Source organism: Lelliottia sp. RWM.1, assembly GCF_016859735.1.
In the GTDB taxonomy this organism is placed as follows: Bacteria; Pseudomonadota; Gammaproteobacteria; order Enterobacterales; family Enterobacteriaceae; genus Enterobacter.
The window spans coordinates 51,823-76,471 of sequence record NZ_WLVC01000012.1; the positions used below are offsets into that span (position 1 = coordinate 51,823).

General features: G+C 55.7%; 27 protein-coding genes. 20 read left to right on the forward strand and 7 right to left on the reverse strand.

Going from position 1 to position 24,649, the window contains the following annotated elements; translation table 11 throughout:
- Positions 1 to 2: 2 nt before the first annotated feature.
- Positions 3 to 1,220 (reverse strand): MFS transporter, encoded by a 1,218-nt coding sequence (locus GF617_RS11500; RefSeq protein WP_181621224.1) that lies wholly within the window; start codon positions 1,218 to 1,220, stop codon positions 3 to 5.
- A gap of 142 nt (positions 1,221 to 1,362) precedes the next feature.
- On the opposite strand from GF617_RS11500, the gene GF617_RS11505 reads away from it, so the two are divergent.
- From GF617_RS11505 to acpT, 20 genes are all read left to right on the forward strand, one after another.
- Positions 1,363 to 2,412, forward strand: a complete 1,050-nt coding sequence (locus GF617_RS11505; protein WP_203451709.1) for an AI-2E family transporter — start codon at positions 1,363 to 1,365, stop codon at positions 2,410 to 2,412.
- Between the two features lie 347 nt (positions 2,413 to 2,759).
- The gene (locus GF617_RS11510) at positions 2,760 to 3,149 is read left to right on the forward strand and encodes a hypothetical protein (protein ID WP_181621226.1); all 390 of its coding nucleotides are present in this window, start codon (positions 2,760 to 2,762) and stop codon (positions 3,147 to 3,149) included.
- A gap of 68 nt (positions 3,150 to 3,217) precedes the next feature.
- A complete protein-coding gene (locus GF617_RS11515) occupies positions 3,218 to 4,282 on the forward strand; it encodes a class I SAM-dependent methyltransferase (RefSeq protein WP_203451710.1) in 1,065 nt (354 codons plus the stop codon).
- 67 nt (positions 4,283 to 4,349) lie between these two features.
- Positions 4,350 to 5,072, forward strand: a complete 723-nt coding sequence (locus GF617_RS11520) for a beta-ketoacyl synthase chain length factor (protein ID WP_181621229.1) — start codon at positions 4,350 to 4,352, stop codon at positions 5,070 to 5,072.
- Positions 5,069 to 5,884, forward strand: a complete 816-nt coding sequence (locus GF617_RS11525) for a 1-acyl-sn-glycerol-3-phosphate acyltransferase (RefSeq protein ID WP_181621231.1) — start codon at positions 5,069 to 5,071, stop codon at positions 5,882 to 5,884. The genes GF617_RS11520 and GF617_RS11525 overlap by 4 nt, the downstream gene beginning before the upstream one ends.
- The gene (locus tag GF617_RS11530) at positions 5,865 to 6,122 is read left to right on the forward strand and encodes a phosphopantetheine-binding protein (protein ID WP_181623851.1); all 258 of its coding nucleotides are present in this window, start codon (positions 5,865 to 5,867) and stop codon (positions 6,120 to 6,122) included. Before GF617_RS11525 ends, GF617_RS11530 begins: the two co-directional genes overlap by 20 nt.
- A 9-nt stretch (positions 6,123 to 6,131) precedes the next feature.
- Positions 6,132 to 6,383 carry an acyl carrier protein gene (locus GF617_RS11535; RefSeq protein WP_181621233.1) on the forward strand — a complete coding sequence of 84 codons (252 nt, stop codon included), beginning with the start codon at positions 6,132 to 6,134 and terminating at the stop codon, positions 6,381 to 6,383.
- A 6-nt stretch (positions 6,384 to 6,389) separates the two neighbouring features.
- Complete coding sequence (locus GF617_RS11540; RefSeq protein ID WP_181621234.1) at positions 6,390 to 6,977, forward strand: hypothetical protein; 588 nt, start codon at positions 6,390 to 6,392, stop codon at positions 6,975 to 6,977.
- Complete coding sequence (locus tag GF617_RS11545; RefSeq protein WP_181621235.1) at positions 6,970 to 8,331, forward strand: acyl-CoA synthetase; 1,362 nt, start codon at positions 6,970 to 6,972, stop codon at positions 8,329 to 8,331. Before GF617_RS11540 ends, GF617_RS11545 begins: the two co-directional genes overlap by 8 nt.
- Positions 8,318 to 8,671, forward strand: coding sequence for a hydroxymyristoyl-ACP dehydratase (locus GF617_RS11550; RefSeq protein ID WP_181621236.1), 354 nt, complete (start codon positions 8,318 to 8,320; stop codon positions 8,669 to 8,671). Before GF617_RS11545 ends, GF617_RS11550 begins: the two co-directional genes overlap by 14 nt.
- Positions 8,662 to 10,353 carry a glycosyltransferase gene (locus tag GF617_RS11555; protein ID WP_203451711.1) on the forward strand — a complete coding sequence of 564 codons (1,692 nt, stop codon included), beginning with the start codon at positions 8,662 to 8,664 and terminating at the stop codon, positions 10,351 to 10,353. Before GF617_RS11550 ends, GF617_RS11555 begins: the two co-directional genes overlap by 10 nt.
- A gap of 3 nt (positions 10,354 to 10,356) precedes the next feature.
- On the forward strand, positions 10,357 to 10,779 hold the full coding sequence (locus GF617_RS11560; protein WP_181621238.1) for a thioesterase family protein: 423 nt from the start codon (positions 10,357 to 10,359) through the stop codon (positions 10,777 to 10,779).
- Positions 10,776 to 11,381, forward strand: coding sequence for an outer membrane lipoprotein carrier protein LolA (locus tag GF617_RS11565; protein ID WP_203451712.1), 606 nt, complete (start codon positions 10,776 to 10,778; stop codon positions 11,379 to 11,381). Before GF617_RS11560 ends, GF617_RS11565 begins: the two co-directional genes overlap by 4 nt.
- Positions 11,350 to 13,671, forward strand: coding sequence for an MMPL family transporter (locus GF617_RS11570; protein WP_203451713.1), 2,322 nt, complete (start codon positions 11,350 to 11,352; stop codon positions 13,669 to 13,671). Before GF617_RS11565 ends, GF617_RS11570 begins: the two co-directional genes overlap by 32 nt.
- The gene (locus GF617_RS11575; protein WP_181621242.1) at positions 13,668 to 14,252 is read left to right on the forward strand and encodes a DUF3261 domain-containing protein; all 585 of its coding nucleotides are present in this window, start codon (positions 13,668 to 13,670) and stop codon (positions 14,250 to 14,252) included. The genes GF617_RS11570 and GF617_RS11575 overlap by 4 nt, the downstream gene beginning before the upstream one ends.
- A gap of 1 nt (position 14,253) precedes the next feature.
- The gene (locus tag GF617_RS11580) at positions 14,254 to 15,423 is read left to right on the forward strand and encodes a beta-ketoacyl-[acyl-carrier-protein] synthase family protein (RefSeq protein WP_181621243.1); all 1,170 of its coding nucleotides are present in this window, start codon (positions 14,254 to 14,256) and stop codon (positions 15,421 to 15,423) included.
- A complete protein-coding gene (locus tag GF617_RS11585; RefSeq protein WP_181621244.1) occupies positions 15,420 to 15,893 on the forward strand; it encodes a 3-hydroxy-fatty acyl-ACP dehydratase in 474 nt (157 codons plus the stop codon). Before GF617_RS11580 ends, GF617_RS11585 begins: the two co-directional genes overlap by 4 nt.
- The gene (locus GF617_RS11590) at positions 15,890 to 16,621 is read left to right on the forward strand and encodes a 3-ketoacyl-ACP reductase FabG2 (protein ID WP_181621245.1); all 732 of its coding nucleotides are present in this window, start codon (positions 15,890 to 15,892) and stop codon (positions 16,619 to 16,621) included. The genes GF617_RS11585 and GF617_RS11590 overlap by 4 nt, the downstream gene beginning before the upstream one ends.
- The gene (locus tag GF617_RS11595; protein ID WP_181621246.1) at positions 16,618 to 17,847 is read left to right on the forward strand and encodes a beta-ketoacyl-ACP synthase; all 1,230 of its coding nucleotides are present in this window, start codon (positions 16,618 to 16,620) and stop codon (positions 17,845 to 17,847) included. Before GF617_RS11590 ends, GF617_RS11595 begins: the two co-directional genes overlap by 4 nt.
- Positions 17,848 to 17,849: 2 nt before the next feature.
- Complete coding sequence (gene acpT / locus GF617_RS11600; protein WP_181621247.1) at positions 17,850 to 18,443, forward strand: 4'-phosphopantetheinyl transferase AcpT; 594 nt, start codon at positions 17,850 to 17,852, stop codon at positions 18,441 to 18,443.
- On the opposite strand, the gene arnF is transcribed toward acpT, so the two are convergent.
- From arnF to arnC, 6 genes are read right to left on the reverse strand one after another with little or no spacing between them, the layout of a single operon-like run.
- On the reverse strand, positions 18,400 to 18,804 hold the full coding sequence (gene arnF, locus GF617_RS11605) for a 4-amino-4-deoxy-L-arabinose-phosphoundecaprenol flippase subunit ArnF (RefSeq protein WP_203451714.1): 405 nt from the start codon (positions 18,802 to 18,804) through the stop codon (positions 18,400 to 18,402). The genes acpT and arnF overlap by 44 nt on opposite strands.
- Positions 18,801 to 19,139 (reverse strand): 4-amino-4-deoxy-L-arabinose-phosphoundecaprenol flippase subunit ArnE, encoded by a 339-nt coding sequence (gene arnE / locus GF617_RS11610; protein WP_203451715.1) that lies wholly within the window; start codon positions 19,137 to 19,139, stop codon positions 18,801 to 18,803. The genes arnF and arnE overlap by 4 nt, the downstream gene beginning before the upstream one ends.
- A complete protein-coding gene (gene arnT / locus GF617_RS11615; RefSeq protein ID WP_181621252.1) occupies positions 19,136 to 20,791 on the reverse strand; it encodes a lipid IV(A) 4-amino-4-deoxy-L-arabinosyltransferase in 1,656 nt (551 codons plus the stop codon). The genes arnE and arnT overlap by 4 nt, the downstream gene beginning before the upstream one ends.
- A complete protein-coding gene (gene arnD, locus GF617_RS11620) occupies positions 20,788 to 21,690 on the reverse strand; it encodes a 4-deoxy-4-formamido-L-arabinose-phosphoundecaprenol deformylase (RefSeq protein ID WP_181621254.1) in 903 nt (300 codons plus the stop codon). Before arnD ends, arnT begins: the two co-directional genes overlap by 4 nt.
- The gene (gene arnA, locus GF617_RS11625; protein ID WP_181621255.1) at positions 21,687 to 23,669 is read right to left on the reverse strand and encodes a bifunctional UDP-4-amino-4-deoxy-L-arabinose formyltransferase/UDP-glucuronic acid oxidase ArnA; all 1,983 of its coding nucleotides are present in this window, start codon (positions 23,667 to 23,669) and stop codon (positions 21,687 to 21,689) included. The genes arnD and arnA overlap by 4 nt, the downstream gene beginning before the upstream one ends.
- Complete coding sequence (arnC, locus tag GF617_RS11630) at positions 23,666 to 24,649, reverse strand: undecaprenyl-phosphate 4-deoxy-4-formamido-L-arabinose transferase (RefSeq protein ID WP_181623852.1); 984 nt, start codon at positions 24,647 to 24,649, stop codon at positions 23,666 to 23,668. Before arnC ends, arnA begins: the two co-directional genes overlap by 4 nt.

A 24,649-nucleotide genomic window follows, 5' to 3' on the forward strand; every position in this document is an offset into this window, starting at 1 on the left:
CTTCACGATGATGACGTGGCCTCTGGAGCTTGCTCCAGAGGCCATTTTTTTAGCCGCCATGTCAGCAACAGCGCCACCGCCACCAGCCCAGCCGCCGCCAGATAGATAACCGGCACACCCGCCCACGACATCATCAGCCCCGCCAGCGGCCCGGTCACGCCTAAAGACATGTCCATAAACACCGTATAAGTCGCCAGTGCTGCCCCCTGGTTTTGCTGGGGAACCGCTTTTACCGCCACCACCCCCAGCGCCGGGAAGACCAGCGAGAAACCAGCCCCAGCCAGGAAGACCCCTGTTTTTGCCATCCACGGTTCGCCCGCCACACCGGTCAGCAACAGCCCAACAATCTCTACGGCGAAACAGATCATCGCCACGTTCAGGCCGCCCAGACGGTTGATGCTGTTCGGGAACAGCAAACGCGTCCCCACAAACGCACAGCTAAACAGGGTTAAGGCAAACGCTGCGCCATCCCATCCTTTTGCGTCGTAGAACAGGGTGATAAAGGTGGCAATCACCCCGAAACCTGCCGACGCCAACGCAAGCGCCATTCCGTAAGGCCAGACGCGCCCCAGTACCGCCCGAAACGGCATGGGTTTGCCTTTGCTGGCTTTTACTTTTGGACGCGGTAATGCAAACAGGATCGCCATCAGCGCCACGGCCATAATGGTCAATGCCAGACCGTTCAGCCCCGCAAAGGAGAAGCAGACAACGCCCAGTGGCGCGCCCAGGGCCATTGCCCCATAGGTGACAATCCCGTTCCATGAAATCACCCGGCCAATGTGCGGCGCACCAACGACACCCACGCCCCACAGCGTTGAACCGGTTCCGGCCAGACTTTGTCCAACACCGAGGATCACGCGTCCCAGACAGAGCAACGCCAGGCTCACCATTGGCCAGCCGCTGGTCAACCCGGCCATTAAATAGCTCAGACCACTCAGGAAGCAGCCACAAAGTCCTAATACGACGATGCTTTTCGGGCCAAATAAATCAGCGTATCGCCCGGCATGGGGGCGGCTTATCAGTGTGGCGAAATACTGCAGGCTGATCACCAGCCCTGCCCAGAAAGCACTAAATCCCATCACATCATGAACATAACCGGGCAGTACAGCCAAAGGCAGGCCAATGGTCAGATAACTGGCGAAGTTGAAAATAACAACAGAAACAATGCGCAGATTAAGGCGTAATCCGCTTAATGCCGGCTCGGCGACGGGTTCGGGCATGGAGCTCTACCTGGATTTTTACAACAGTGTTTCACTATTACCACGACGAGCCATGAAAATCAGCAGCGACTTTCAGATTATCAACCCATACGGCGCATGGAGGGCGCACTACACTTAAGAGCACACAATAAAAGGAATTCACATGACATCCATTCAGCCCGACAAAGCGGGTTTACATATACTGCTTAAACTCGCCAGTCTGGTCGTGATCCTCGCCGGTATTCACGCCGCAGCGGATATTATTGTTCAGCTCTTGCTGGCACTATTTTTTGCTATCGTCCTCAACCCCTTAGTGACCTGGTTTATCCGTCACGGCATGAAGCGAACCGTTGCAATTACCCTTGTGGTGCTGGTGATGCTGGTCGTCCTCACCGTGTTGGTTGGCGTCCTCGCCGCCTCGCTCAGCGAATTCTCAACCATGCTGCCGGCGTACAACAAAGAACTAACCCGCAAGGCGCTGATTTTGCAGGACTCACTGCCCTTCCTGCATATGCATATGTCGCCCGAACTCATGCTGCAACGCATGGACTCCGAGAAAATCATGACCTTCGCCACGACGCTTATGACTGGCCTGTCCGGGGCGATGGCCAGCGTTCTGCTACTGGTGATGACCGTCGTCTTTATGTTGTTCGAAGTGCGTCACGTGCCCTATAAACTGCGTTTTGCACTGAATAATCCGCAGATCCATATCGCTGGCCTGCACCGTGCGCTGAAAGGCGTGTCTAAATACCTGGCCCTTAAAACGTTACTCAGCTTGTGGACTGGCGTCATTATCTGGCTGGGTCTGACATTCATGGGTGTACAGTTTGCACTGATGTGGGGCGTGCTGGCTTTCCTGCTGAATTATGTTCCGAATATCGGCGCGGTGCTCTCCGCCGTCCCCCCAATGGTTCAGGCGTTTCTGTTCAATGGTATCTATGAATGCATGTTGGTCGGTGCACTGTTCCTGATCGTGCACATGGTGCTGGGAAATATTCTTGAGCCCCGCATGATGGGTCATCGGCTGGGGATGTCGACGCTGGTAGTGTTTCTGTCATTATTGGTCTGGGGATGGCTACTGGGACCGGTCGGTATGTTGTTGTCAGTCCCGCTGACCAGTGTCTGTAAAATCTGGATGGAGACAACGAAGGGTGGCAGCAAACTGGCTATTTTGCTCGGCCCGGGCCGACCCAAAAGCCGGCTTCCCGGTTAATAATGTCATGCGTAAACCTACCAACCCGGGTAGGTTTATTACCAGTTGGCACTCTGTAGAATATTTGCCAATTTTATAATTGCAGTAGCCTTTATTTATCTGCATAAATCAACGCCAAGAATAACCCGAAAAAAAACAGATAAACCTCATGGCAATGGTTATTTAAATCAAATTAAATCACATCTGGTTAAGCATTTGTACTTTCAATAACAATATGCTTCCCTTCATATCTTATTTGTAAAATAATGGCATCAAAGCGATGTCGTCAGAATAACATTTGTCTGATTTAAAACCAGAAGCTGTAAATATTACTCGAATAAATCGTTATTATTGATACGGAGATGTTGATGAAAAAGCTTGTTAAATGGTGTGCAGCCTTTGCCATCGTGGGTGCTCTTGCAGGTTGTGCGCGTACTGCTCCAATCGATCAAGTTCATACAATTGTGAGCGCGGGTCACACGTCTGAACAGGTCAAAAACGCAATTCTTAACGCCGGCCATCAGCGTAAATGGATCATGACGGAAGCAGGCCCTGGTGTTATTAAAGGCCGCCTTCAGACCCGTGACCACTTTGCCGAAGTGCGCATTCCTTATTCCGCAACAGGTTACTCCATTAACTATGCAAATAGCCTGAACCTGAAAGCTGGCGATGGCAAAATCCACAAAAGCTACAACCGCTGGGTTCAGAACCTCGATAATGACATTCAGTTGAATCTCTCTGCTCCTGCTGCGAAGTAAGTTTCGCTAAAGTCGGGCCGCTAATGGCCCGATAATCCCTCCATTAGTTCCGTAAAGGTTACGCAACAATGTACGAAAAGGACTCTCTCAGCGCGCTGGATGCCATCACTGAAGCGCAACGCATCGCCTTTGCACCGATGCTTTTTCAAACTGCGCTCTGTCTGCGTAACTCTGGTGTTCTGGCCTGGCTGGATAAGCAGGGAAAACAAGGCTCTAACCTTGCGGATATAACGGAAAACAGCACCCTGAATGAATATGGCGTCAGCGTGTTGCTGGACATGGGATTAAGCGGCCGGATCGTGACTTATACCGAGGGACGTTATTACCTGGCCAAGGTGGGGCATTTTTTACTCCACGATACCATGACCCGCGTAAATATGGATTTCACCCAGGATGTTTGCTATCAGGGGTTATTTCATCTCGCCGACTCCCTCAAGCAAGAAAAACCCTCAGGACTCAGCGTATTTGGCGACTGGCCAACCATTTATCCTGCATTGTCACAATTACCCGCGCAGGCGAAAGAGAGCTGGTTTGCGTTTGATCATTACTATTCTGATGCCGCTTTCGATGCCGCATTGCCATATATATTCGCAAGCTCGCCAACAAAATTGTACGATGTAGGCGGTAATACGGGGAAATGGGCGCTGCGTTGCTGTCGGTATGATGAGAATGTCGCAGTCACCATCCTGGATTTGCCGCAACAAATCGCGCTGGCGCAGCAGAATATCGCAAATGCAGGTTTATCTCATCGCATTGGGTTCCATCCTGTCGATATGCTTAGTCATGCGGCGCTCCCTGGTGAGGCGGATATCTGGTGGATGAGTCAATTCCTGGACTGTTTCTCACCCGATCAGATTGTCACCATGCTCGGTAAAATTGCACAGGTTATGAAGCCCGGTGCGCAACTGTGCATTATGGAGCTGTTCTGGGACGCACAGAAATTTGAAGCGGCATCGTTTAGCCTTAACGCCACTTCGCTTTATTTCACCTGTATGGCGAATGGCAACAGCCGTTTTTACAGTGCAGAAAAATTTTATCACTACCTGGAAATGGCAGGATTCCGCGTAACACAGCGGCATGACAATCTTGGAGTGGGTCATACCTTACTGGTTTGTCAGAAAAATGAACAATAGAGCAGTGTAGCTGCCTTGCTCCACCCTTTTATTATTATTGATTACGGTTTTTCGCGGACGCGCGTAGATGAAATTTTCACTGAACATAATCGACTGGCAGGCCAGAGCGCCGGGTCTCAGCGATGCCACAGAGTGGCAGGTATGGTCACGCCATTCGCTAATCATCGATCCAACCGCTGCGCAGGCAAAATTGACCGACTTGCCGATGATGACCGCACGCCGCCTCAACTCCGGCAGTAAGCTGGCGGTTGATTGCGGTCTTGCCATGCTACGCAAACACGCCATTGATGCTGTCGTCTACACCAGCCGCCACGGCGAGCTGGAACGCAATTACCGTATCCTGCACGCACTGGCGACAGAACAGGCCGTTTCACCGACTGATTTTGCCATGTCAGTGCACAATTCCGCCGTGGGTAATCTGACCATTGCCGCGCGCCAGCCAATTGTCTCCTCCTCGCTTTCAGCCGGTCGGGATACTTTCCAGCAAGGTTTGTGCGAAGTCCTGAGCCTGCTGTACGCCGGTTACACCCGTGTATTGATGGTCGATTTCGATGGCGCACTGCCTGAGTTTTACCACTCTACACTGCCTGCCCCCCTGCCAACATGGCCCTACGCCATGGCACTGGTGATTGAAGCAGGTAATACACTGAGCTGCGAAACCCAACGCGCAAGCCCGACAGAAGAGCCTTCGCTGCCACAAAGTCTGCTGTTTTTGCAGCGCTACCTCCGGGATGAAAAGCATTTTCACATCTCCGGCGAACGTTTGCTGTGGCAATGGGCGCGCGCATGAGCACCCTGATGAGCCGCATCAACAGGGTATGGCGTCTGGCAATGACCGGATTCTGCTTCGTGCTCTTTGGCACAGGCGGCCTGCTGCTCTCGCTGGTATGGTTCAACCTGCTGCTGGTTATGCAGCGCGATCGTGCGAAACGTCGTCGACTGGCACGACGTAGCATCTCCGCCAGCTTCCGCTTTTTCTTAACCGTTGCCCGCCTGACAGGTGTGCTGGATTACCGTATTGATAACCTCAGTGCATTGAGCGAAGAACGCGGTTGTCTGGTCGTGGCTAACCACCCGACGCTAATCGACTACGTGATCCTCGCATCGGTGATGCCAGAAACAGACTGCCTCGTGAAAAGTGCGCTGCTACGCAACCCCTTTGTCAGCGGCGTCATTCGCGCAGCGGATTACCTGATCAATAGCGAAGCGGAAACGCTGTTATCCTCAAGCCAGCGTCGGCTGGCACAGGGCGATACGATTTTGATTTTTCCGGAAGGCACGCGCACGCGCGCCGGAGAAGCCATCACGTTGCAACGCGGCGCGGCGAATATCGCCGTTCGTTGTGGCAGCGATCTGCGCGTGGTACTGATCCACTGCAGCGAGCATCTGCTCGATAAAAAAAGCCGGTGGTATGACATACCGCCAAACAAGCCCTATTTCACCGTGGATGTTCGTGAGCGGGTGAATATTCATGATTTTTACGATGCGACGCAACAAGAACCGGCGCTGGCGGCAAGGCAGTTAAACCGGCATCTGCAGCATCGATTAACATCAGGTCTTCAATCTTTGTCAGGAATTAATGATGCAAGCGCTCTATCTTGAAATTAAGAATCTTATTATCTCTACGCTGAATCTGGACGAGCTTACCGACGCGGATATCGACACAGAAGCGGCGCTGTTTGGGGATGGCCTGGGTCTCGACTCCATCGATGCCCTCGAACTGGGTCTGGCAGTGAAAAACCAGTACGGCGTTGTATTATCAGCGGAAAGCGAAGAGATGCGTCAGCATTTCTACTCTGTTGCCACGCTGGCATCATTTATCCATGCCCAACGCGCCTGAGAACTCACCATGACTGAACAAGAAACCATTTATCAGGAAGTCTCTGCACTTCTGATTAAACTGTTCGAGATTACCCCTGAGGAGATCACCCCAGAGGCTCGCCTGTATGAAGATCTGGAGCTGGATAGCATCGACGCCGTCGACATGATTGTTCATCTTCAAAAGAAAACGGGCAAAAAAATCAAACCGGAAACCTTCAAGTCGGTGCGTACTGTCCAGGACGTTGTTGACGCCGTCGCTCAGCTTCTGCACGAAGAGTAAGAGATCGTGCGTGGTTCCCGGTCGTTTCCGGCGATCCCGCTGCTGACGGGTCTGATGCTGCTGGCGTGGCCATTCCTGATTGGTTTTGGCTTAACGCACAACAGTCTGCACTGGCTACTGCCGCTGATGGCGTTGTTGCTGGTCTGCCGGTTGAGACAAGCGAGACATAGCGTCGGACCGATGCGTTTTGTCATTCAGAGCGTTGCCCTGGCGGGTATTGCGCTCTGCGCGGCAAGCTATCTGCTGAAAGCACATCAGTGGCTACTGTTCTATCCGGTGGTCGTCAATGTTGTCATGCTGGCCGTTTTTGGGGGATCGCTGTGGACAGCGATGCCGCTGGTTGAACGGCTGGCGCGTCTGCGTGAGCCGAATTTGCCCCCGGAAGGCGTCCGCTATACCCGCAACGTCACTCGGGTCTGGTGCGGCTTTTTCATCATCAATGGCACTGTTGCCCTTTTTACGGTGCTAAAAGGTGATATACGGCTATGGACGTTGTGGAATGGCATGATTGCCTACGTTCTGATGGGGACGCTGATGGCAACAGAATGGCTGGTGCGCCAACGGGTGATACATAAAGAGAAGCGCAATGAATAACCCCCTTCCGCTAAGCCAGTGGCTCAATGCGCCACGCCCTGACGACACGCCGATTGCCTGGCTGGACGAACACACCTGGACACTCGGTCAGTTGCGCCACGACGTTACGTCACTAATGCAGACCTTGCGCCAGCAGGAAGGCGAACGCTGGGCACTGTGTTTTGAAAACAGCTACCTGTTTATCGTAGCGCTACTGGCGTCGCTGCATGCGGGAAAAACGCCGGTCATTCCAGGGCACTGCCGCGTGTCATTGCTGGAAGAGCAAAAAGCGTTGTTCAGCGGCGTGCTGAGCGATCAAGCGCTGGCATTCCAGGGACCACGAATTGTGGTCAATTCCGCGCGTTGCAATGTCACCGCCTTTACGCCACTTCCGGCGCTGGATGCATCTTGCTGCGTGGAACTCTTTACCTCTGGCTCCACTGGCGCACCACGACGAATAACCAAACCCGTCTCAAGCCTGGATCGTGAAGCCAGCATGCTGGCTGCCCGCTTTGGCGAACGTCTGGCGGGTTGCCGCGTTGTTGCATCGGTGGTTCCCCAGCATCTGTACGGCCTCACGTTCCGCATCTTTTTGCCCATGACGTTAGGTTTGCCGCTGCATGCTGCCATGCTCTATTACGCAGAACAGCTCGCCGCGCTAAGCCACGATCATCGCTATATGTTTGTCAGTAGCCCTGCGTTTCTGAAGCGGCTCGATACGCAGCTCACACCGCCTCCGGTGGTCATGCTGCTCTCTGCGGGTGGTCTGTTACCGTGGGATGAGGTCTCTGCAACCCATCGCTGGCTGAATATCTGGCCAGATGAAATTTACGGCAGCACCGAAACCGGTATCCTCGCCTGGCGACATCGTCAGGAAGCGGCGATCGCCTGGCAGCCTTTCCCCGAGATCGCATTCCATGCCGAAGGTGAAACCTTCCGCGTAACGTCACCGTTGATCCACGAAGACGCCGGTCTGCTACTTGACGATATCCTGCACTTTGACGATAACGGCAGTTTCACGCTGGCGGGTCGCCGTGGGCGGGTGGTGAAAATCGAAGAGAAACGCATTTCACTCAATGAAATCGAACAGCGTTTGCTGGCGCTGGACGGCATTTGTGAAGCGGCTGCGCTGCCGGTAACACGCGGTGGGCGTCAGGGGATTGGCGTCTTACTGGTGCTGAATGATGACGCCCGTCAGCGTCTGCAACACCACGGAACCAAAGAACAAGAGTTCGCATGGCGTCGGGCCTTACTGCCATGGCTTGAACCTGTCGCGGTTCCGCGCTACTGGCGCATCATTGATGAGATGCCAGTTAACAGTATGAATAAGCGTGTCTATGCGCAGTTACAGGAGTTATTTCATGAAAATTCATGAAATCGAGCGCCACCAGGCACAACCGCAACACCTTGAGATTGTGTTGCATCTCGATCCCGCGTTGTTTTGGTTCCAGGGGCACTTTGCCGTACAGCCACTGTTGCCAGGCGTCGCCCAGCTTGACTGGGTGATGCACTATGCCACCACACTGCTGGCCCCGGAACATCGTTTTCACAGTATTCAGAACGTGAAATTTCAGGCGCCCTTGCTCCCGGAGAGCACAGTAACCTTAGTGCTCGACTGGAACAGTGACCGCCAGATCCTCACCTTTAGCTATCAGCGCCACGACGGCGATGCACGCCATACTGCCAGCAGCGGGAAAATTCGCCTATGTCGTTGACTTTCCGCCCCTGCGTGATGATCCCCTGCTACAACCACGGCGCGATGATGGCGAGCGTTCTGGCACGCCTGCAGCCGTTCAACCTGCACTGCCTGGTGGTCGATGACGGCAGCGAGGAGAGCACACGCCTGGAGCTTGAACGTCTGGCACAAGAACAGCCGCAAATGACCCTGATTCGCCTGCCGCAAAATAGCGGTAAAGGCGTGGCGGTGATTCGGGGCCTGGAAGCGTGTGCTCGCGCAGGTTATACCCATGCGGTGCAGGTGGATGCCGACGGCCAGCACGCCATTGAAGATATTCCGCAGTTGCTGGCACTGGCTGAACGCCACCCAGAAGCGCTGATCTCCGGCCAGCCTGTTTATGACGCGTCTATCCCCCGTTCACGTTTGTATGGACGCTGGATCACCCACGTCTGGGTGTGGATAGAAACGCTGTCGTTGCAGTTGAAGGACAGCATGTGCGGTTTTCGTGTCTACCCCGTCGTGCCCACGCTGCAACTGGCGCAACGTGTGCCGCTCGGCAAGCGGATGGATTTTGATACCGAAGTGATGGTGCGTCTCTACTGGCAGGGCAATACCAGCTATTTTCTGCCAACCCGCGTCACCTATCCACTCGACGGCTTGTCGCATTTTGATGCCCTGAAGGACAACGTGCGTATCTCATTGATGCATACCCGCCTGTTCTTCGGCATGTTGCCGCGCATTCCGTCGCTGCTTTTGCGCCGTCGCAGCCAACACTGGGCAAAACAGCAGGAAGTGAACGGTTTGTGGGGCATGCGCCTGATGCTGCGCGTCTGGCAACACCTTGGACGTAACGCCTTTACCCTGCTGTTATGGCCGGTGATTGCGGTGTACTGGCTCACCGCTCGTCCGGCGCGACAAGCATCTCAGCAGTGGATCCGCCGCGTAAAACAGAGGCTGGCACAACAGCACATGCCTGTGCCACCGCGCCTGAACAGCTTTTTCCACTTCATGCGTTTCGGCAATGCCATGCTGGATAAAGTCGCTAGCTGGCGCGGCGAGCTGAAAATGAACCGGGATGTGGTATTCGCCCCCGGCGCACAGGAGGCGCTCGACATCGACGCGCCACAGGGAAAACTGCTGCTGGCATCTCATCTCGGTGATGTCGAGGCCTGCCGGGCGCTGGCGCAGCTTGATGGCAGTAAAACCATTAATGCCTTGGTATTCAGCGAAAACGCCCAGCGTTTTAAACAAATCATGGAAGAGATGGCCCCACAGGCCGGGCTTCATCTGATGCCTGTCACCGATATCGGGCCAGAAACGGCCATCGCCATTAAAGAAAAACTCGAACGGGGAGAGTGGATCGCCATCGTCGGTGATCGTATCGCCGTCAACCCACAACGCGGTGGCGACTGGCGCGTAGTGTGGAGTACGTTTATGGGCCAGCCCGCCCCTTTCCCGCAGGGGCCGTTTATTCTGGCCGCTATTCTGCGCTGCCCGGTACTGTTGATTTACGCCCTGCGTCAGCAGGACAAGTTGCACATTCACTGCGAACGTTTTGCCGACCCGCTGATACTGCCGCGCGGCGAGCGTCAGCAAGCACTACAGCACACCGTCGAGCGCTACGCGCAACGGCTTGAACATTACGCCCTGATGTCGCCGCTCGACTGGTTTAATTTTTTCGATTTCTGGCGTCTGCCGGATGCCAAAAACAAGGAGTAAAGGGTGCTGACCGATCCCCGTTTTACGACGGAAGTAGAGCTGACCGTACCGTTTCACGACGTCGATATGATGGGCGTGGTCTGGCATGGTAACTATTTCCGCTATTTTGAGATTGCCCGCGAGGCACTGCTTAATCAGTTTGATTATGGCTATCGCCAGATGAAAGCCTCTGGCTATGTCTGGCCTGTGGTGGATACGCGAGTGAAATACCGCGATGCCGTCACCTTCGAGCAACGTATCCGTGTGCGAGCCCATATTGAAGAGTTCGAAAACCGTCTGCGCATCGCGTACCAGATTTTCGATGCAAAAACCGGAAAACGCACCACCACGGGTTACACCATTCAGGTTGCTGTTGAGGAGACAAGCCGTGAGATGTGTTTCGTCAGCCCGGCGATCCTCTTTGAACGTATGGGAGTGACGCCATGAAGTGGCTACCGTTACTGGCCCTGCTGGTCAGCCCGTTTGTCAGCGCGGTCACGCTTGATGAGCTTCAGCAACGCTTTACCGGGCAGCCTGTCGTGCGGGCGCATTTCGAGCAGGTGCGCACTATCAAAGACATGCCGCAGCCGTTGCGCTCCCAGGGGGAGATGCTGATTGCCCGCGACAATGGGCTTCTGTGGGATCAAAAAGACCCTTTCCCGATGACATTGTTGCTGGACGACAAACGGATGGTGCAAGCGATCAACGGTCAACCCCCCCAGACCATCACCGCCGACAACAACCCGCAGATGTTCCAGTTCAACCATCTGCTGCGTGCCCTGTTCCAGGCGGATCGCCGCGTGCTGGAAGAGAATTTCCGCATTGATTTTAAAGATCTCGGTGCGGGCCGCTGGTCACTGGTATTAACACCAACCACGACGCCACTGGACAAGATTTTTGCCAACATGGAGCTGGGGGGGGCAACCTACCTGGAATCCATCCGCCTGAACGATAAACAGGGCGATCGCACCGATATTGCCCTTTCACGCCACCAACTGACGCCCGCCAGCCTGACCCATGACGAACGCCAACGCTTTGCCGCACCGTAACACGCTGCGCCCGGCACTGCTGTGGGCCGCGGTATGTCTGGTTCTGCTGGGCGTGCTGCTGTCCCTGCTGCCTGGCGCCCGGCTCAACAGTAGCGTGTTGGCCATGCTGCCGAAACAGACGCTGGGGGCGATCCCTCCGGCGCTCAACGATGGCTTTATGCAGCGTCTCGATAAACAGCTGGTCTGGCTGGTTAGCCCAGGGAAAGAGCCCAACCCACAGGTCGCACAGCAGTGGCTGACGTTGCTGCAAGGCACACCATCCCTGAGTACGGTAAAAGGCCCGATGGACGCCGCCGGGCAAAAAGCCTGGGGCGAATTTTTCTGGCAACACCGCAATGGACTGATCGACAGCGCAACGCGCGCACGCTTACAGAATGGTGGCGACGCGCAGGCACAGTGGATTTTGTCCCAGCTCTACTCCGCGTTCTCCGGCGTGAGCGGCAAAGAGCTGCAAAACGATCCGTTGATGCTGATGCGCGGCTCACAGCTTTCACTGGCGCAAAACAGCCAGAAACTGAGGCTGATGGACGGCTGGCTGGTCACTAAAGATGACGCCGGAAATTACTGGTATCTGCTGCACGGCGAGCTGGCAGGGTCGTCGTTTGATATGCAGCAAACGCACCAGCTGGTGACAACGCTGCATGACCTGGAAAGCACGCTCAAATCCCGTTACCCGCAGGCACAGCTGTTATCACGCGGAACGGTCTTTTACAGCGATTACGCCAGCCAGCAGGCAAAACGCGATATTTCCACGCTCGGTGTCGCGACCATCATCGGGGTGATCCTGCTGATTGTGGCGGTATTCCGCTCTCTGCGCCCTTTAGCCTTGTGCCTGATATCTATCGCCATTGGTGCGCTGGCCGGTACAGTCGTCACCCTGCTGCTGTTTGGTGAACTGCATCTGATGACCCTGGTGATGAGTATGAGCATCATCGGCATCTCGGCAGATTACACACTCTACTACCTGACTGAGCGCATGGTACACGGCAGTCATGATTCGCCGTGGCAAAGCCTGGCCAAGGTTCGCAATGCCCTGCTGCTGGCACTACTCACCACGGTTGCCGCGTATCTGATCATGATGCTTGCGCCCTTCCCTGGCATCCGCCAGATGGCAGTCTTTGCTGCCGTGGGGCTGAGCGCCTCGTGCCTGACGGTCATTTTCTGGCATCCGTGGCTGTGCCGTGGCCTGCCGGTTCGTCCGGTTCCGGCTATGGTTCTGATGCTTCGTTGGCTGGCCGCGTGGCGACGCAATAAGAAACTGTCGGTCGGCCTGCCGGTCGCACTGGCGTTGGTTTCCGTCGTCGGCATAGCGTCTCTGCGCGTGGATGACGATATCGCCCAGCTTCAGGCGCTACCGCAGGACATCCTGGCGCAGGAAAAAATCATTACCGCCCTGACCGGACAAAGCGTCGATCAGAAATGGTTCGTGGTTTACGGTGCATCCGCTCAGCAGGCGCTCGAGCGGCTTGAAGCGTTTACCCCGGCATTGGAGCAGGCGAAAAAAACCGGGGAGCTAACGGCATACCGCACGGTCCCACTGAACTCGCTGACACGGCAAGAAAGCGATCTGGGTTTACTGCGTCAGGCCGCCCCTGCCGTTGCCCACGTCCTGCAAAACGCCGGATTGAGCAGCGTCTCACCTGACCTGCGACCGATGCCCGTCAACGTGGATGACTGGCTTGCCAGCCCGACAAGCGAAGGCTGGCGTCTGCTGTGGCTGACGCTGCCTGACGGGCAAAGCGGCGTGCTGGTTCCGGTCGATGGTGCAAAACACAGTGCGCCCCTCAACGCCCTGGCAGCCGCACATCCCGGTGTGGTATGGGTCGATCGTAAAAGCAGCTTCGACAGCCTGTTTGCACTCTACCGTGCGGTGCTGACCGGATTACTGCTGGTTGCCCTGGCGGTCATTGCCTGCGGTGCGATGTTGCGCCTTGGCTGGCGTAAAGGCTTGATAAGCCTGGTTCCTTCCGTCTTGTCATTGGGCTGCGGCCTGGCGGCGCTGGCGGCCACGGGCCATCCGGTTAACCTGTTCTCATTGCTGGCACTGGTCCTGGTGCTGGGTATCGGTATCAATTACACGCTGTTTTTCAGCAACCCGCGCGGCACGCCGTTAACATCGATGCTCGCCATCACGTTGGCTATGATGACCACGCTTTTGACCCTCGGGATGCTGGTGTTTAGCGCGACGCAGGCGATCGGCAGCTTTGGCATTGTGTTGGTCAGCGGCATCTTTACCGCTTTCCTGCTGTCCCCACTCGCCATGCCCGCCAAAAGAGAGAGAAAACGATGACGACCCCTTTTTTCCGCGCTGCGGCGCTGGTTGCGACTCTGCTGCTGGCGGGATGTAGCCACTCAACAAACACAACCGAGGGTAATCGTCCTCAGGCCTGGTTACAGCCTGGCACGAAAGTGACGCTGCCCGCACCGGGCATTACTCCTGCGGTGAGTTCACAGCAGTTGCTGACCGGCAGCTTCAACGGGCAAACCCAGTCACTGCTGGTGATGCTCAATGCCGATGCACACAAAGTGACGCTCGCCGGACTCTCTTCGGTGGGTATTCGCCTGTTCCTCGCCACCTATGATGAGACCGGCATTCACACCGAGCAGTCCATCATCGTGCCGCAACTGCCGCCAGCCAGTCAGGTCCTGGCAGACGTAATGCTTAGCCACTGGCCGCTGAGCGCCTGGCAGCCGCAATTGCCGAAGGGCTGGACACTCCGGGACATCGGTGACAAACGCGAATTGCGCAATGCCAGCGGCAAACTGGTGACGGAGATCGTCTACCTGCAACGTAAAGGCAAGCGCGAGCCGATCAGCATCGAGCAGCACGTCTTTAAATACCACATCACCATTCAATATCTGGGTGACTGAGATGATCTACATTTCTGCTGTTGGCATGGTCAACGCGCTGGGGAATTCGGCGGATGAGATTGCCACGAATCTGACGCAAGGCGTTTCACCTGGAATGCGCAGCCGAGCAGGCTGGTTGCAGGGACATTCTGATGCCATATTCGGTGGCGTTGAGGGTGAACTCCCGGCTATTCCGGATAGCATGGCCGCTCATCGCACCCGCAACAATCAGCTGTTACTGGCTGCACTGGCGCAAATCCAGCCCGCCGTGGATGAGGCGATTGCCCGCGTAGGCCGCGATCGCATCGCGGTTGTGTTGGGTACAAGCACCTCAGGGCTGGACGAAGGCGACCGGCACGTGAGCCTGGTCTCGAACGGGCAGGAGAGCCCTCACTGGCATTATCCGCAGCAGGAACTGGGCGATCCTTCACGTTTTCTGGCGAACTGGCTTACCCTGGAAGGCCCGGCCTATACCCTTTCAACCGCCTGTTCATCAAGCGCACGGGCCATGATCAGCGGTCGTCGACTGATTGAAGCAGGGCTTGTGGATATCGCTATCGTGGGCGGAGCCGATACTCTGAGCCGAATGCCGGTTAATGGGTTTAACAGCCTCGAATCCCTCTCCGTTACCTTGTGTGAGCCGTTCGGTCGTGACCGACGCGGCATTACCATTGGCGAAGGGGCGGCTCTGATGATTCTGACCCGTGAGCCGCAGCCTGTTGCCCTGCTGGGGACGGGCGAATCGAGTGACGCTTACCATATTTCAGCGCCACATCCCCAGGGGGAAGGTGCTATTCGCGCCATCACTCAGGCACTGCGTGAGGCCGGCCTGCAAGCCCATGACGTTGGCTATATCAACCTGCATGGAACCGCGACACCACTCAACGATCACATTGAGTCGCAGGTGGTGCATACCCTCTTCGGAGCGGATGTGCCGTGCAGCTCAACCAAACACCTGACCGGCCATACGCTTGGTGCAGCAGGCATAACGGAAGCGGCCCTGAGCTGGTTGATCCTGACGCGTGAACTGCCGTTGCCGCCACAGGATTTCAGCCGCTATGATCCAGACCCGGCACTGCCGCCGTGCGGCGTGCTTCATCAACCAACGGCACTGCAAAAGGCCGTGATTTTGTCTAATTCGTTCGCATTTGGCGGCAATAATGCCAGCATCCTGCTGGGGAGAGTGTCATGAGTTATCTGCCCCCCGTCGACTATCTGCCCCACGACGCCCCCATGCTGCTGCTGGGATCCGTCGAGAAAGTCACAGACGAAAGCGCGGTCTGCTGCGTCAGCGTTAACAACACTGGCGTCCTCGCGCCCTTCCTCACGGCCAATGGCGACCTGCCTGGCTGGTATGCGCTTGAGCTTATGGCGCAGACCGTGGGGGTATGGTCCGGCTGGCATCGTCAGCAACAGGGACAAAGCCAAAGCGCGCTGGGTATGGTGCTCGGCGCGCGCGAACTGATCTGTGCTACAGGTCGGTTTCCCGCAGATTCGACGCTGACGATCACCGTCAAACTGCTGATGCAGGATGCACGGTTTGGCAGCTTCGAATGTGCCATTACATCGGGTGAGGAGACGCTGGCAACGGGCCGCGTAAATACTTTCCAGCCCACCCAGGAAGAACTCGCTACGTTATTTAATCAGGGATCTATCGCATGAGTCGTTCCGTTCTGGTCACCGGAGCCAGTAAAGGCATTGGACGTGCCATCGCCCAACAGCTTGCGGCTGATGGGTTCATTGTCGGCGTGCACTATCACCGCGATGCCACAGGCGCACAGAACACACTGGATGCCATACAGCAGGCGGGAGGCAGTGGTCGTTTGCTCACCTTTGACGTGGGTAACCGCGAACAGTGCCGTGAGATACTGGAACAGGATATGGACACTCACGGCGCGTGGTATGGTGTCGTCAGCAATGCCGGGATCACCCGCGACGGTGCATTTCCGGCGCTCAGTGAAGATGACTGGGACAGCGTTATCCATACCAACCTCGACAGTTTTTACAACGTCATCCACCCCTGCATTATGCCCATGATCGGCATGCGCAAGGGGGGACGTATTATTACCTTATCGTCGGTTTCTGGCGTGATGGGCAACCGTGGTCAGGTGAACTATAGCGCAGCAAAAGCAGGGATTATCGGTGCGACAAAGGCGCTGGCGATTGAGCTGGCGAAGCGCAAAATCACCGTCAACTGCATTGCGCCTGGGCTGATTGATACCGGCATGATCGAGATGGAAGAAGCCGCACTGAAAGAGGCGATGTCCATCATCCCAATGAAACGTATGGGCCAGGCCGACGAAGTGGCTGGTCTTGCCAGCTATCTGATGTCTGATATCGCGGGCTATGTTACCCGCCAGGTCATTTCCATTAATGGAGGAATGTTATGACGCGTCGTGTGGTCATTACCGGAATGGGCGGCGTCACCGCCTTTGGAGAAGACTGGCAATCCGTTTCCGCGCGGCTGCTCGCCTACGAAAACGCCGTACGTAAAATGCCGGAATGGCAGGTGTACGATGGTCTTCATACGCTGCTCGGCGCGCCGATCGATGATTTTACCCTGCCGGAGCACTACACCCGCAAACGCATCCGCGCCATGGGCCGCGTCTCACTGATGTCGACCCGAGCCACCGAGCGCGCACTGGAACAAGCCGGATTGATTGGCGACCCGGTGCTGACCAACGGGCAAACCGGGATTGCTTACGGTTCGTCAACAGGAAGTACCGGCCCGGTTAGCGAATTCGCCACCATGTTGACCGAAAAGCACACCAATAACATCACAGGCACAACCTACGTGCAGATGATGCCACACACCACCGCGGTGAATACCGGTCTGTTCTTCGGCCTGCGTGGGCGGGTGATCCCCACCTCCAGCGCCTGTACTTCCGGTAGCCAGGCCATTGGTTATGCGTGGGAAGCCATTCGTCACGGTTATCAGACCGTGATGGTGGCCGGCGGCGCGGAAGAGCTTTGCCCGTCAGAAGCCGCCGTATTTGACACCCTGTTCGCCACCAGCCAGCGCAATGATGCGCCGAAAACGACCCCGTCACCGTTTGATACTGAGCGTGATGGTCTGGTTATCGGAGAGGGTGCTGGTACGCTGATTCTGGAAGAGTTGGAACATGCGAAAGCCCGCGGCGCAACGATCTACGGTGAAATTGTGGGCTTTGCCACCAACTGCGATGCCGCGCATATCACGCAACCGCAGCGAGAAACCATGCAGATTTGTATGGAGCAATCTCTGGCAATGGCAAGCTTAAGTGCCAGAGACATGGGTTACATCTCCGCACACGGTACAGCCACCGATCGCGGCGATATCGCCGAGAGTCAGGCCACCGCCGCCATCTATGGTGATAGCGTGCCTATCTCCTCATTGAAAAGCTATTTTGGGCATACGCTGGGGGCGTGTGGCGCACTGGAAGCCTGGATGAGCTTGCAGATGATGCGGGAAGGATGGTTCGCCCCAACGCTCAATTTACGACAACCTGATGAGCAATGCGGCGCATTAGATTATATTATGGGAGAAGCACGCCAGATTGATTGCGAGTATCTGCAAAGCAATAACTTCGCCTTCGGTGGCATCAATACCTCCATAATCATCAAACGCTGGGCGTAACTATGTACCAGTTTATACTGGGAAAAATCTCCACCCTGAGCGCGGACCCTCTGGCGTCTGCGCTTAAACATACGGCCCCTCAGGGCGTCCGGAACGCGTCCTGGCTTGCAGGCCGGGCGCTGCTCGCCCATGCGTTATCCCCCTCTCCGTTACCGGAAATCGTCTTTGGCGATCAGGGGAAACCCACTTTTGCAGATGACCATCCGCTGTGGTTTAACCTGAGCCACAGTGGAGATGATATTGCCCTGCTGCTCAGCGATGAAGGCGAAGTGGGCTGTGATATCGAAGTGATTCGCCCGCGAGAAAACTGGCAAGCGCTGGCCAATGCCGTGTTCAGCGTGGCAGAACATCATGAACTGGAACGTGAAGAGCCAGAGGCAAAACTCTCGGCATTCTGGCGTATCTGGACGCGCAAAGAGGCCATCGTGAAACAGCGTGGCGGCAGTGCCTGGCAGATTGTCAGCATCGACAGTACAGCGCAGACACATTCAGTCAGTCAATTGCGGTTCGGTACTCTGAGCCTTGCCGTTTGCACCCCGACGCCCTTTCAACTCACGGCGGAGTCGGTTTCTCTCCACGAGGGATCACAGGCCTGAAAATCACCAGTACGCCCAGGACAATAAAGGCGACGCCCGCAAGTCCGTGCCAGGAAAAACGGTCTTCCCAGCCAGGCAGCAAAATAGCCGCGCCCCACACCAGGATGTAGCTGAGGCTCAGTAAGGCATACGCTTTACTGAGTACCATGCGGTGAAGTGCCAGATACCAGCAGCCCATCGAGGCGACATACCCCATCAGCCCCAGTATCAGTGAACCTGCACCCGGTGCGAGATGCCAAAGTGCCGGGATAAAACGGGTAATCTCCCCCACCGGCGGCAATGTCATCATGGCATAACGCAGCAACAGCTGCGCAACGCTGACCAGCACCACGCTGCACAATGCCCAGAACACGCCTTTCACAGGCTTCCTCCCAGCAAAATAATCCCGACCATAATGAACCCCACACCCAGCCAGTGATGTGGGGCAATCTTCTCGCGCCAGAACGCCTTAGCCGCCAGCGTCACCCAGACAAAGTTCAGACTCAGCATCGGGTAGGCAATCCCGACTGGCAGATGTTGCAATACCACCAGCCAGACCAGCATACCGCTGCCCAGAGCCAGTAACGCCAGGCCCAGCCATAACACGATATGCGTTCCGCACCGCCCGGCTTTCGCCGGACGGGTCGCTTGCTTCTGGCATAACTGCCCTGCACAACTCAGCAAACTGGCCAGTACCAGCCAGAACCAGATCATCATTGTGGCAGGTACTGCAGGTAGGCCAGACGTCCCTGAATGTACAGGTTATCCGGCTTTGGCAGATTAGCGCGTTCAAGATCGCTATTCTTCGACAGTAAGATCACAAGAGAGATACGCCCCTCCTGACGATGTTCAGCCAGCCATTGCGCGAAATCCTCTTTACCCACAAAGCGGCCTGTCACATCCGGGTAATCCAGCCCGTATCTCAGCTCACCGCTTTGACCAAAGAGCGTAATGTCATTGCGTTTCAACTCCCACGCCAGACCCGACGCAACACCAACATTGTTTGCCAGTACATATCGGCTGTCCTGCAACGGCTCACGTACCGTATCCACCAGCGACTGCGGCTGCTTAGAATCCACCACCAGGTTCGGTATGGCAAAACCGATCAACAGCACCAGACCAAGCGGACAAAGAGCTGCCAGCCACCAACGCTGCTGGCTTTTGTAGAGCGTAAACCATCCCACGGCCGCCCAGATGAGGAAGGCAACGACGGCACAGAAAACCTTATACAGCTCGACGGACGTCCAGACGGGATGTTTGGTGAGTCCCCACGGGGAGACAACCAGCGCAGCAACCACACCCACTACGCCAAAGGCCAGGTTTATCCAGCCGTTGACGCGCAAAACCCTGGCACTTTTCTCCATCACTGTGCAGGCATAACGTGCCATCAGGATCGCCAGTGGCGCAAAACACGGCAGGATATAGGTTGGCAACTTGCCTTTCGCAATGCTAAAGAACAGCAGAGGCATGACAATCCAGCCTAATAAATACAGCCCGCTTGCCGTGTCTTGCCGGTCTCGCCACCCCAGACGTAATGCGCCAGGCAATAACGCCAGCCATGGCAGGCTTCCTGCAATCAGGAATGGCAGGTAATACCAGAACGGCGCTTTATGTTGAGCATCGCTCTGGGCAAAACGCTGAATATGTTCCACCCAGAAGAAATAGCGCCAGAAATCCGGTTCACGATGAGCAATCGCCAGCGCCCAGGGCAGGACGATAAGAATACAGCTGAGTATCGCCAGCCAGCCGAACAGCAGCACCTCTTTCCAGCGTTTCTGTACAAAGACCCACGGCAGTACACCAATGACCGGAACGGCTAACGCGAGGAAGCCTTTGGTCATCACCCCCATACCGCAAGCTAACCCTAACAGCAGATATCCAGCGACCTTCCCCCCCGTGGTTTTAGCCTGTGCGGCAAACCAGAAGCTGCACATGGCGGCCACCAGCCAGAGAGTAATGATCGGGTCCAGCACAGCATACGTACCGATGCCATACACCAGGAACAGGGTTAAAAAGATGACGCCGGAGAACAGCGCCACCCGCTTATCACGCCAGATCCGCCAGGCCAGCCACATCACCATCAGCGCAGTCAGCCCCGTGGAGAATATCGCTCCAGCGCGTACCGCAAAATTGGTGTGACCAAACAGTAACTGGCCGATGCTGTTGATCCAGTATCCGGCAATCGGTTTTTCAAAATAGCGTAACCCCAGAAAATGCGGGACGACCCAGTCTCCGGATGCCAGCATTTCACGGCTGATTTCCGCATAACGCGTCTCATCAGGCTGCCACAACAGACGGAAATCCACCGCCAAAAGGTAATAAATGACAAACAGTGCGAAAAGCGCAAAGCCATAACGGGCTGCTTTCATGATACCGGGCTCATGGTTTGTTGATAGCCAAGCCAGCCTTCCCGGCCAGCCATTTCATTACGAACAATTTTTCCAATGGGTAACGTACTGAGATCGTCAGGCAGTAGCTCGCTTAAGGGGCAAAACTGAATACCTTCCTGAGCGGCCATCGTCAGCAGTGCGTCGAAATCCTTCCGGTAGGCGATACCTTCCACTTCGGCATGAATGGTGTAGACCGGCGTACCGGCGTCACGATGGATACAGTCCAGAATGTAACGGTTAAACCCTTCAGCGCTCACCTCGCGCCCGACCACCTCATCCCAGGTGGGAAGCGTGACCGGGATCTGCACCGTACCAACCCGGTTTTCACCCAACTGCGGTAAAAACGGCCCCGTACCGCGGCAGTCGCTATTGTAGTGAAACGCAAAAGGCTCTTTGGCCCGCACCACGCGTTGATCCGCACGCCAGCCAGCCACAGCCGAACACCGCACCGGTTGACGAATAATCGCTTCCAGCTCCAGCATTCCCCGCTCCACTTCGCGCGTTAAACGAGGGATCTCCCAGACACCCGCCCAGGCTTGCCAGGCATGGTGATCCCAGGCGTGTAGACCCACTTCGTGGACGCGCGCCGCTTCGCGGATAACCTCTTCGTTACCTGCGCCGATGCGCCTGCCAGGCCAGGCTGTGCCCGCCAGCAAGATATCCCAGCCATAGAGGGAAGCTGCGCGTGAGCGCAGCATTTTGAACAGAAATGCCGGTTTAACCAGACGCCATAAATGGCGTCCCATGTTGTCAGGCCCAACGCTAAAGAAAATACTGGCCCGCACGTCATGCTGACTCAGCGACGCCAGTAATCCAGGCACGCCATCGCGCGTGCCCCGAAAGGTGTCAACATCAATGCGTAAACCGACTTTTTTCATGATACCTGTTCCGACAGCTCCACAGTGCGCAGGAAGAAATCGAGCGTTTCGTCGATGGTCTGTTCCATCTTCACTTCTGGCGTCCAGTTCAGGCAGCGCTTCGCATTGCGGATGCTTGGCTTACGGTGCTCAACGTCCTGATAACCTTTGCCGTAGTAGCTGCTACTCTCCACTTCACGGAAGCCCGCGAACGGAGGGAACTGATCGCGCAGAGGATGACGTTCAAAGCTTGCCAGCAGCATTTCTGCCAACTCACGGATACTGGCTTCGTTTTCCGGGTTACCAATGTTAATGATTTCCCCATTGCAGCGGCCATCTTTGTTCTCAATGATGCGGAACAGCGCTTCAATACCGTCACTGATGTCGGTGAAGCAGCGTTTTTGCTTCCCGCCTTCAATCAGCTTGATCGGGGAACCTTCAACCAGGTTCAGGATCAGCTGTGTGATTGCACGTGAACTACCGATACGCGCAGCGTTCAGGTTATCCAGACGCGGTCCCATCCAGTTAAACGGACGGAACAGCGTAAAGCGAAGACCTTCTTTTTCGCCATAAGCCCAAATCACGCGGTCCAGAAGCTGTTTGGAAACCGAGTAGATCCAGCGCTGTTTGTTGATCGGCCCTACCACCAGGTTAGACGTATCTTCATCGAAATTCTTATCGGTACACATACCGTAAACTTCAGAGGTTGACGGGAAGATAATGCGCTTATCGTATTTCACGCAGTCACGGATGATCTTCAGGTTCTCTTCGAAGTCCAGCTCAAACACGCGCAGCGGGTTACGGGTGTACTCGATCGGCGTCGCAATCGCCACCAGCGGCAGAACCACGTCGCATTTTTTAATGTGGTATTCGATCCATTCGGAGTGGATGCTGATATCTCCTTCAACGAAATGGAAACGCGGGTTGTCCAGGAAACGGCTGATCGCATCAGAACCGATATCCAGGCCATAGATTTCGTAGTTGTCGTCCTTGAGCAGACGCTCGGTCAGGTGGTTACCGATAAAGCCGTTAACGCCCAGAATCAGAACGCGCGTGCGACGTTTGATCGCCACAACCGGAGCACTCGTTATCAGTGCGCCCGCAACCAGACCCAGCGACTGCGCCAGTTGCGTACCCTGAACGTAAACACCGTTGTCTGTCTGGCCGGTAATGATTTCCAGCGCCTGTTCACCACAGCTGACAATCAGCGGTGAAACGGAGACGACAGTGCCAGGTTTTGCCACCGGAATGTCATCACGCACGCGGGATTTCCAGACGATAAATTTGCTCACACCAGCAAAGCTGTATGCGCCTGGCCACGGATCGGTGACGGCACGCACCAGATTGTGCAACTGACGTGCAGGCTTGTTCCAGTCCAGACGACCGTCTTCAGGTGCACGGCGGCCAAAGCAGCTCGCCTTACTTTCATCCTGAGCCGTTTCTGAGAAAGCGCCCTGACGAATCGCAGGCAGAACATCGCGCAGCACGTTTTGCGCCGCACCACACAATTTGTGATGCAGCTGTAATGCGGTTTCATCGGCATCAATCGCCACGCTCTGCTGCGCCACAATACCGCCTGCATCAGCGCGGCGTACCATACGGTGCAATGTGACGCCCGTTTCCGTTTCACCATTAACCAGCACCCAGTTCAGCGGTGCACGACCACGATAGGCTGGCAGCATAGAGCCGTGCAGATTGAACGCGCCTTTGGTGGCCAGGCTTAAGATCTCGTCGTTCAACAGATTGCGGTAGTAGAAGGAGAAAATCACATCGGGGGCGAGATCCCGAATACGCTCTACCCACAGCGGGTGGTTTACATCATCCGGGGCATAAACCGGGATACCACGCTCTGCGGCAATACGGGCCACAGAACTGAAGAAATGGTTTTCACCGGCAGTGTCCGGATGAGTGAAGATCGCAGCAATATCATAGCCCGCGTCCAGCAGGGCCAGTGTGCCCGTGCACCCCATATCGTGATAGGCAAATACAACAGCTTTCATGGGTGAATTTCCTCTTGAGACGCTTTGTGTTCCTGACGGACAACACGTTGAATAAAATAGCGCGGACGTGCGCGAACATCGTTATAGATACGGCCAATGTACTCACCGAGCAGCCCCATACCGACAAACTGGGCCCCGATGAACATGAACAGAACGGCAAACAGCATGAAGACCCCTTCCGCCGCCCACTGTGGACCGAAGACCAGTCGCAACACCACCAGCAGAACGGAAAGCGTAAATCCGGCCAGCGCAATGATGCTGCCGAAGACGCTCAGCAAGCGCAGGGGGGTGGTGGTCAGGCAGGTGATCAGGTCATACATCAGGTTGATCAGACGCATAAAGCTGTACTTCGACTCCCCGTGTTCACGCTCGGCGTGCAGAACCGGGATCTCCGTAGCTTTACGGGCAAAGGTGTTCGCCAGAATAGGAATGAAGGTGCTGCGTTCGTGGCAGTGCAGCATCGCATCAACAATATGGCGACGGTAGGCGCGCAGCATGCAGCCATAGTCGCCCATCGCTTTACCCGTGGTGCGCTGGATGAGACGGTTAATGGTGCGCGACGCCAGCTTGCGGAACAAACTGTCCTGGCGGTTTTGGCGCACTGTACCGACGACGTCATAACCTTCATCGGCTTTAGCCACCAGACGCGGGATCTCTTCTGGCGGGTTTTGCAGATCGGCGTCCAGGGTGATGATCAAATCACCCGTAACGTGGCTGAAACCCGCCATGATGGCGGAATGCTGGCCGTAGTTACGGTTAAGCAACACGGCAACGATATGGCTACCTTCGACCTGTGCTGCTTCAGTGAGCATCAGGGCTGAGTTATCGCTACTGCCATCATCAACCAGCAAAATTTCATAGGCTTTACCCATGGTTTCACAGGCCGCTGTCGTACGGCGAATCAGTTCGGGCAAGCTCTCTTGCTCGTTGTACACCGGAATAACCACGGAGACTTTTTGTACGGGCGGGGCGCTAAACAT

Bases quoted from the DNA above. Each gene is read 5' to 3' on its own strand.
- GF617_RS11500 (WP_181621224.1), bottom strand. From the start codon at position 1,220: ATGCCCGAACCCGTCGCCGAGCCGGCATTAAGCGGATTACGCCTTAAT.
- GF617_RS11505 (WP_203451709.1), top strand. From the start codon at position 1,363: ATGACATCCATTCAGCCCGACAAAGCGGGTTTACATATACTGCTTAAA.
- GF617_RS11510 (WP_181621226.1), top strand. From the start codon at position 2,760: ATGAAAAAGCTTGTTAAATGGTGTGCAGCCTTTGCCATCGTGGGTGCT.
- GF617_RS11515 (WP_203451710.1), top strand. From the start codon at position 3,218: ATGTACGAAAAGGACTCTCTCAGCGCGCTGGATGCCATCACTGAAGCG.
- GF617_RS11520 (WP_181621229.1), top strand. From the start codon at position 4,350: ATGAAATTTTCACTGAACATAATCGACTGGCAGGCCAGAGCGCCGGGT.
- GF617_RS11525 (WP_181621231.1), top strand. From the start codon at position 5,069: ATGAGCACCCTGATGAGCCGCATCAACAGGGTATGGCGTCTGGCAATG.
- GF617_RS11530 (WP_181623851.1), top strand. From the start codon at position 5,865: ATGCAAGCGCTCTATCTTGAAATTAAGAATCTTATTATCTCTACGCTG.
- GF617_RS11535 (WP_181621233.1), top strand. From the start codon at position 6,132: ATGACTGAACAAGAAACCATTTATCAGGAAGTCTCTGCACTTCTGATT.
- GF617_RS11545 (WP_181621235.1), top strand. From the start codon at position 6,970: ATGAATAACCCCCTTCCGCTAAGCCAGTGGCTCAATGCGCCACGCCCT.
- GF617_RS11550 (WP_181621236.1), top strand. From the start codon at position 8,318: ATGAAAATTCATGAAATCGAGCGCCACCAGGCACAACCGCAACACCTT.
- GF617_RS11555 (WP_203451711.1), top strand. From the start codon at position 8,662: ATGTCGTTGACTTTCCGCCCCTGCGTGATGATCCCCTGCTACAACCAC.
- GF617_RS11565 (WP_203451712.1), top strand. From the start codon at position 10,776: ATGAAGTGGCTACCGTTACTGGCCCTGCTGGTCAGCCCGTTTGTCAGC.
- GF617_RS11570 (WP_203451713.1), top strand. From the start codon at position 11,350: ATGACGAACGCCAACGCTTTGCCGCACCGTAACACGCTGCGCCCGGCA.
- GF617_RS11575 (WP_181621242.1), top strand. From the start codon at position 13,668: ATGACGACCCCTTTTTTCCGCGCTGCGGCGCTGGTTGCGACTCTGCTG.
- GF617_RS11580 (WP_181621243.1), top strand. From the start codon at position 14,254: ATGATCTACATTTCTGCTGTTGGCATGGTCAACGCGCTGGGGAATTCG.
- GF617_RS11585 (WP_181621244.1), top strand. From the start codon at position 15,420: ATGAGTTATCTGCCCCCCGTCGACTATCTGCCCCACGACGCCCCCATG.
- GF617_RS11590 (WP_181621245.1), top strand. From the start codon at position 15,890: ATGAGTCGTTCCGTTCTGGTCACCGGAGCCAGTAAAGGCATTGGACGT.
- GF617_RS11595 (WP_181621246.1), top strand. From the start codon at position 16,618: ATGACGCGTCGTGTGGTCATTACCGGAATGGGCGGCGTCACCGCCTTT.
- acpT (WP_181621247.1), top strand. From the start codon at position 17,850: ATGTACCAGTTTATACTGGGAAAAATCTCCACCCTGAGCGCGGACCCT.
- arnE (WP_203451715.1), bottom strand. From the start codon at position 19,139: ATGATGATCTGGTTCTGGCTGGTACTGGCCAGTTTGCTGAGTTGTGCA.
- arnT (WP_181621252.1), bottom strand. From the start codon at position 20,791: ATGAAAGCAGCCCGTTATGGCTTTGCGCTTTTCGCACTGTTTGTCATT.
- arnD (WP_181621254.1), bottom strand. From the start codon at position 21,690: ATGAAAAAAGTCGGTTTACGCATTGATGTTGACACCTTTCGGGGCACG.
- arnA (WP_181621255.1), bottom strand. From the start codon at position 23,669: ATGAAAGCTGTTGTATTTGCCTATCACGATATGGGGTGCACGGGCACA.
- arnC (WP_181623852.1), bottom strand. From the start codon at position 24,649: ATGTTTAGCGCCCCGCCCGTACAAAAAGTCTCCGTGGTTATTCCGGTG.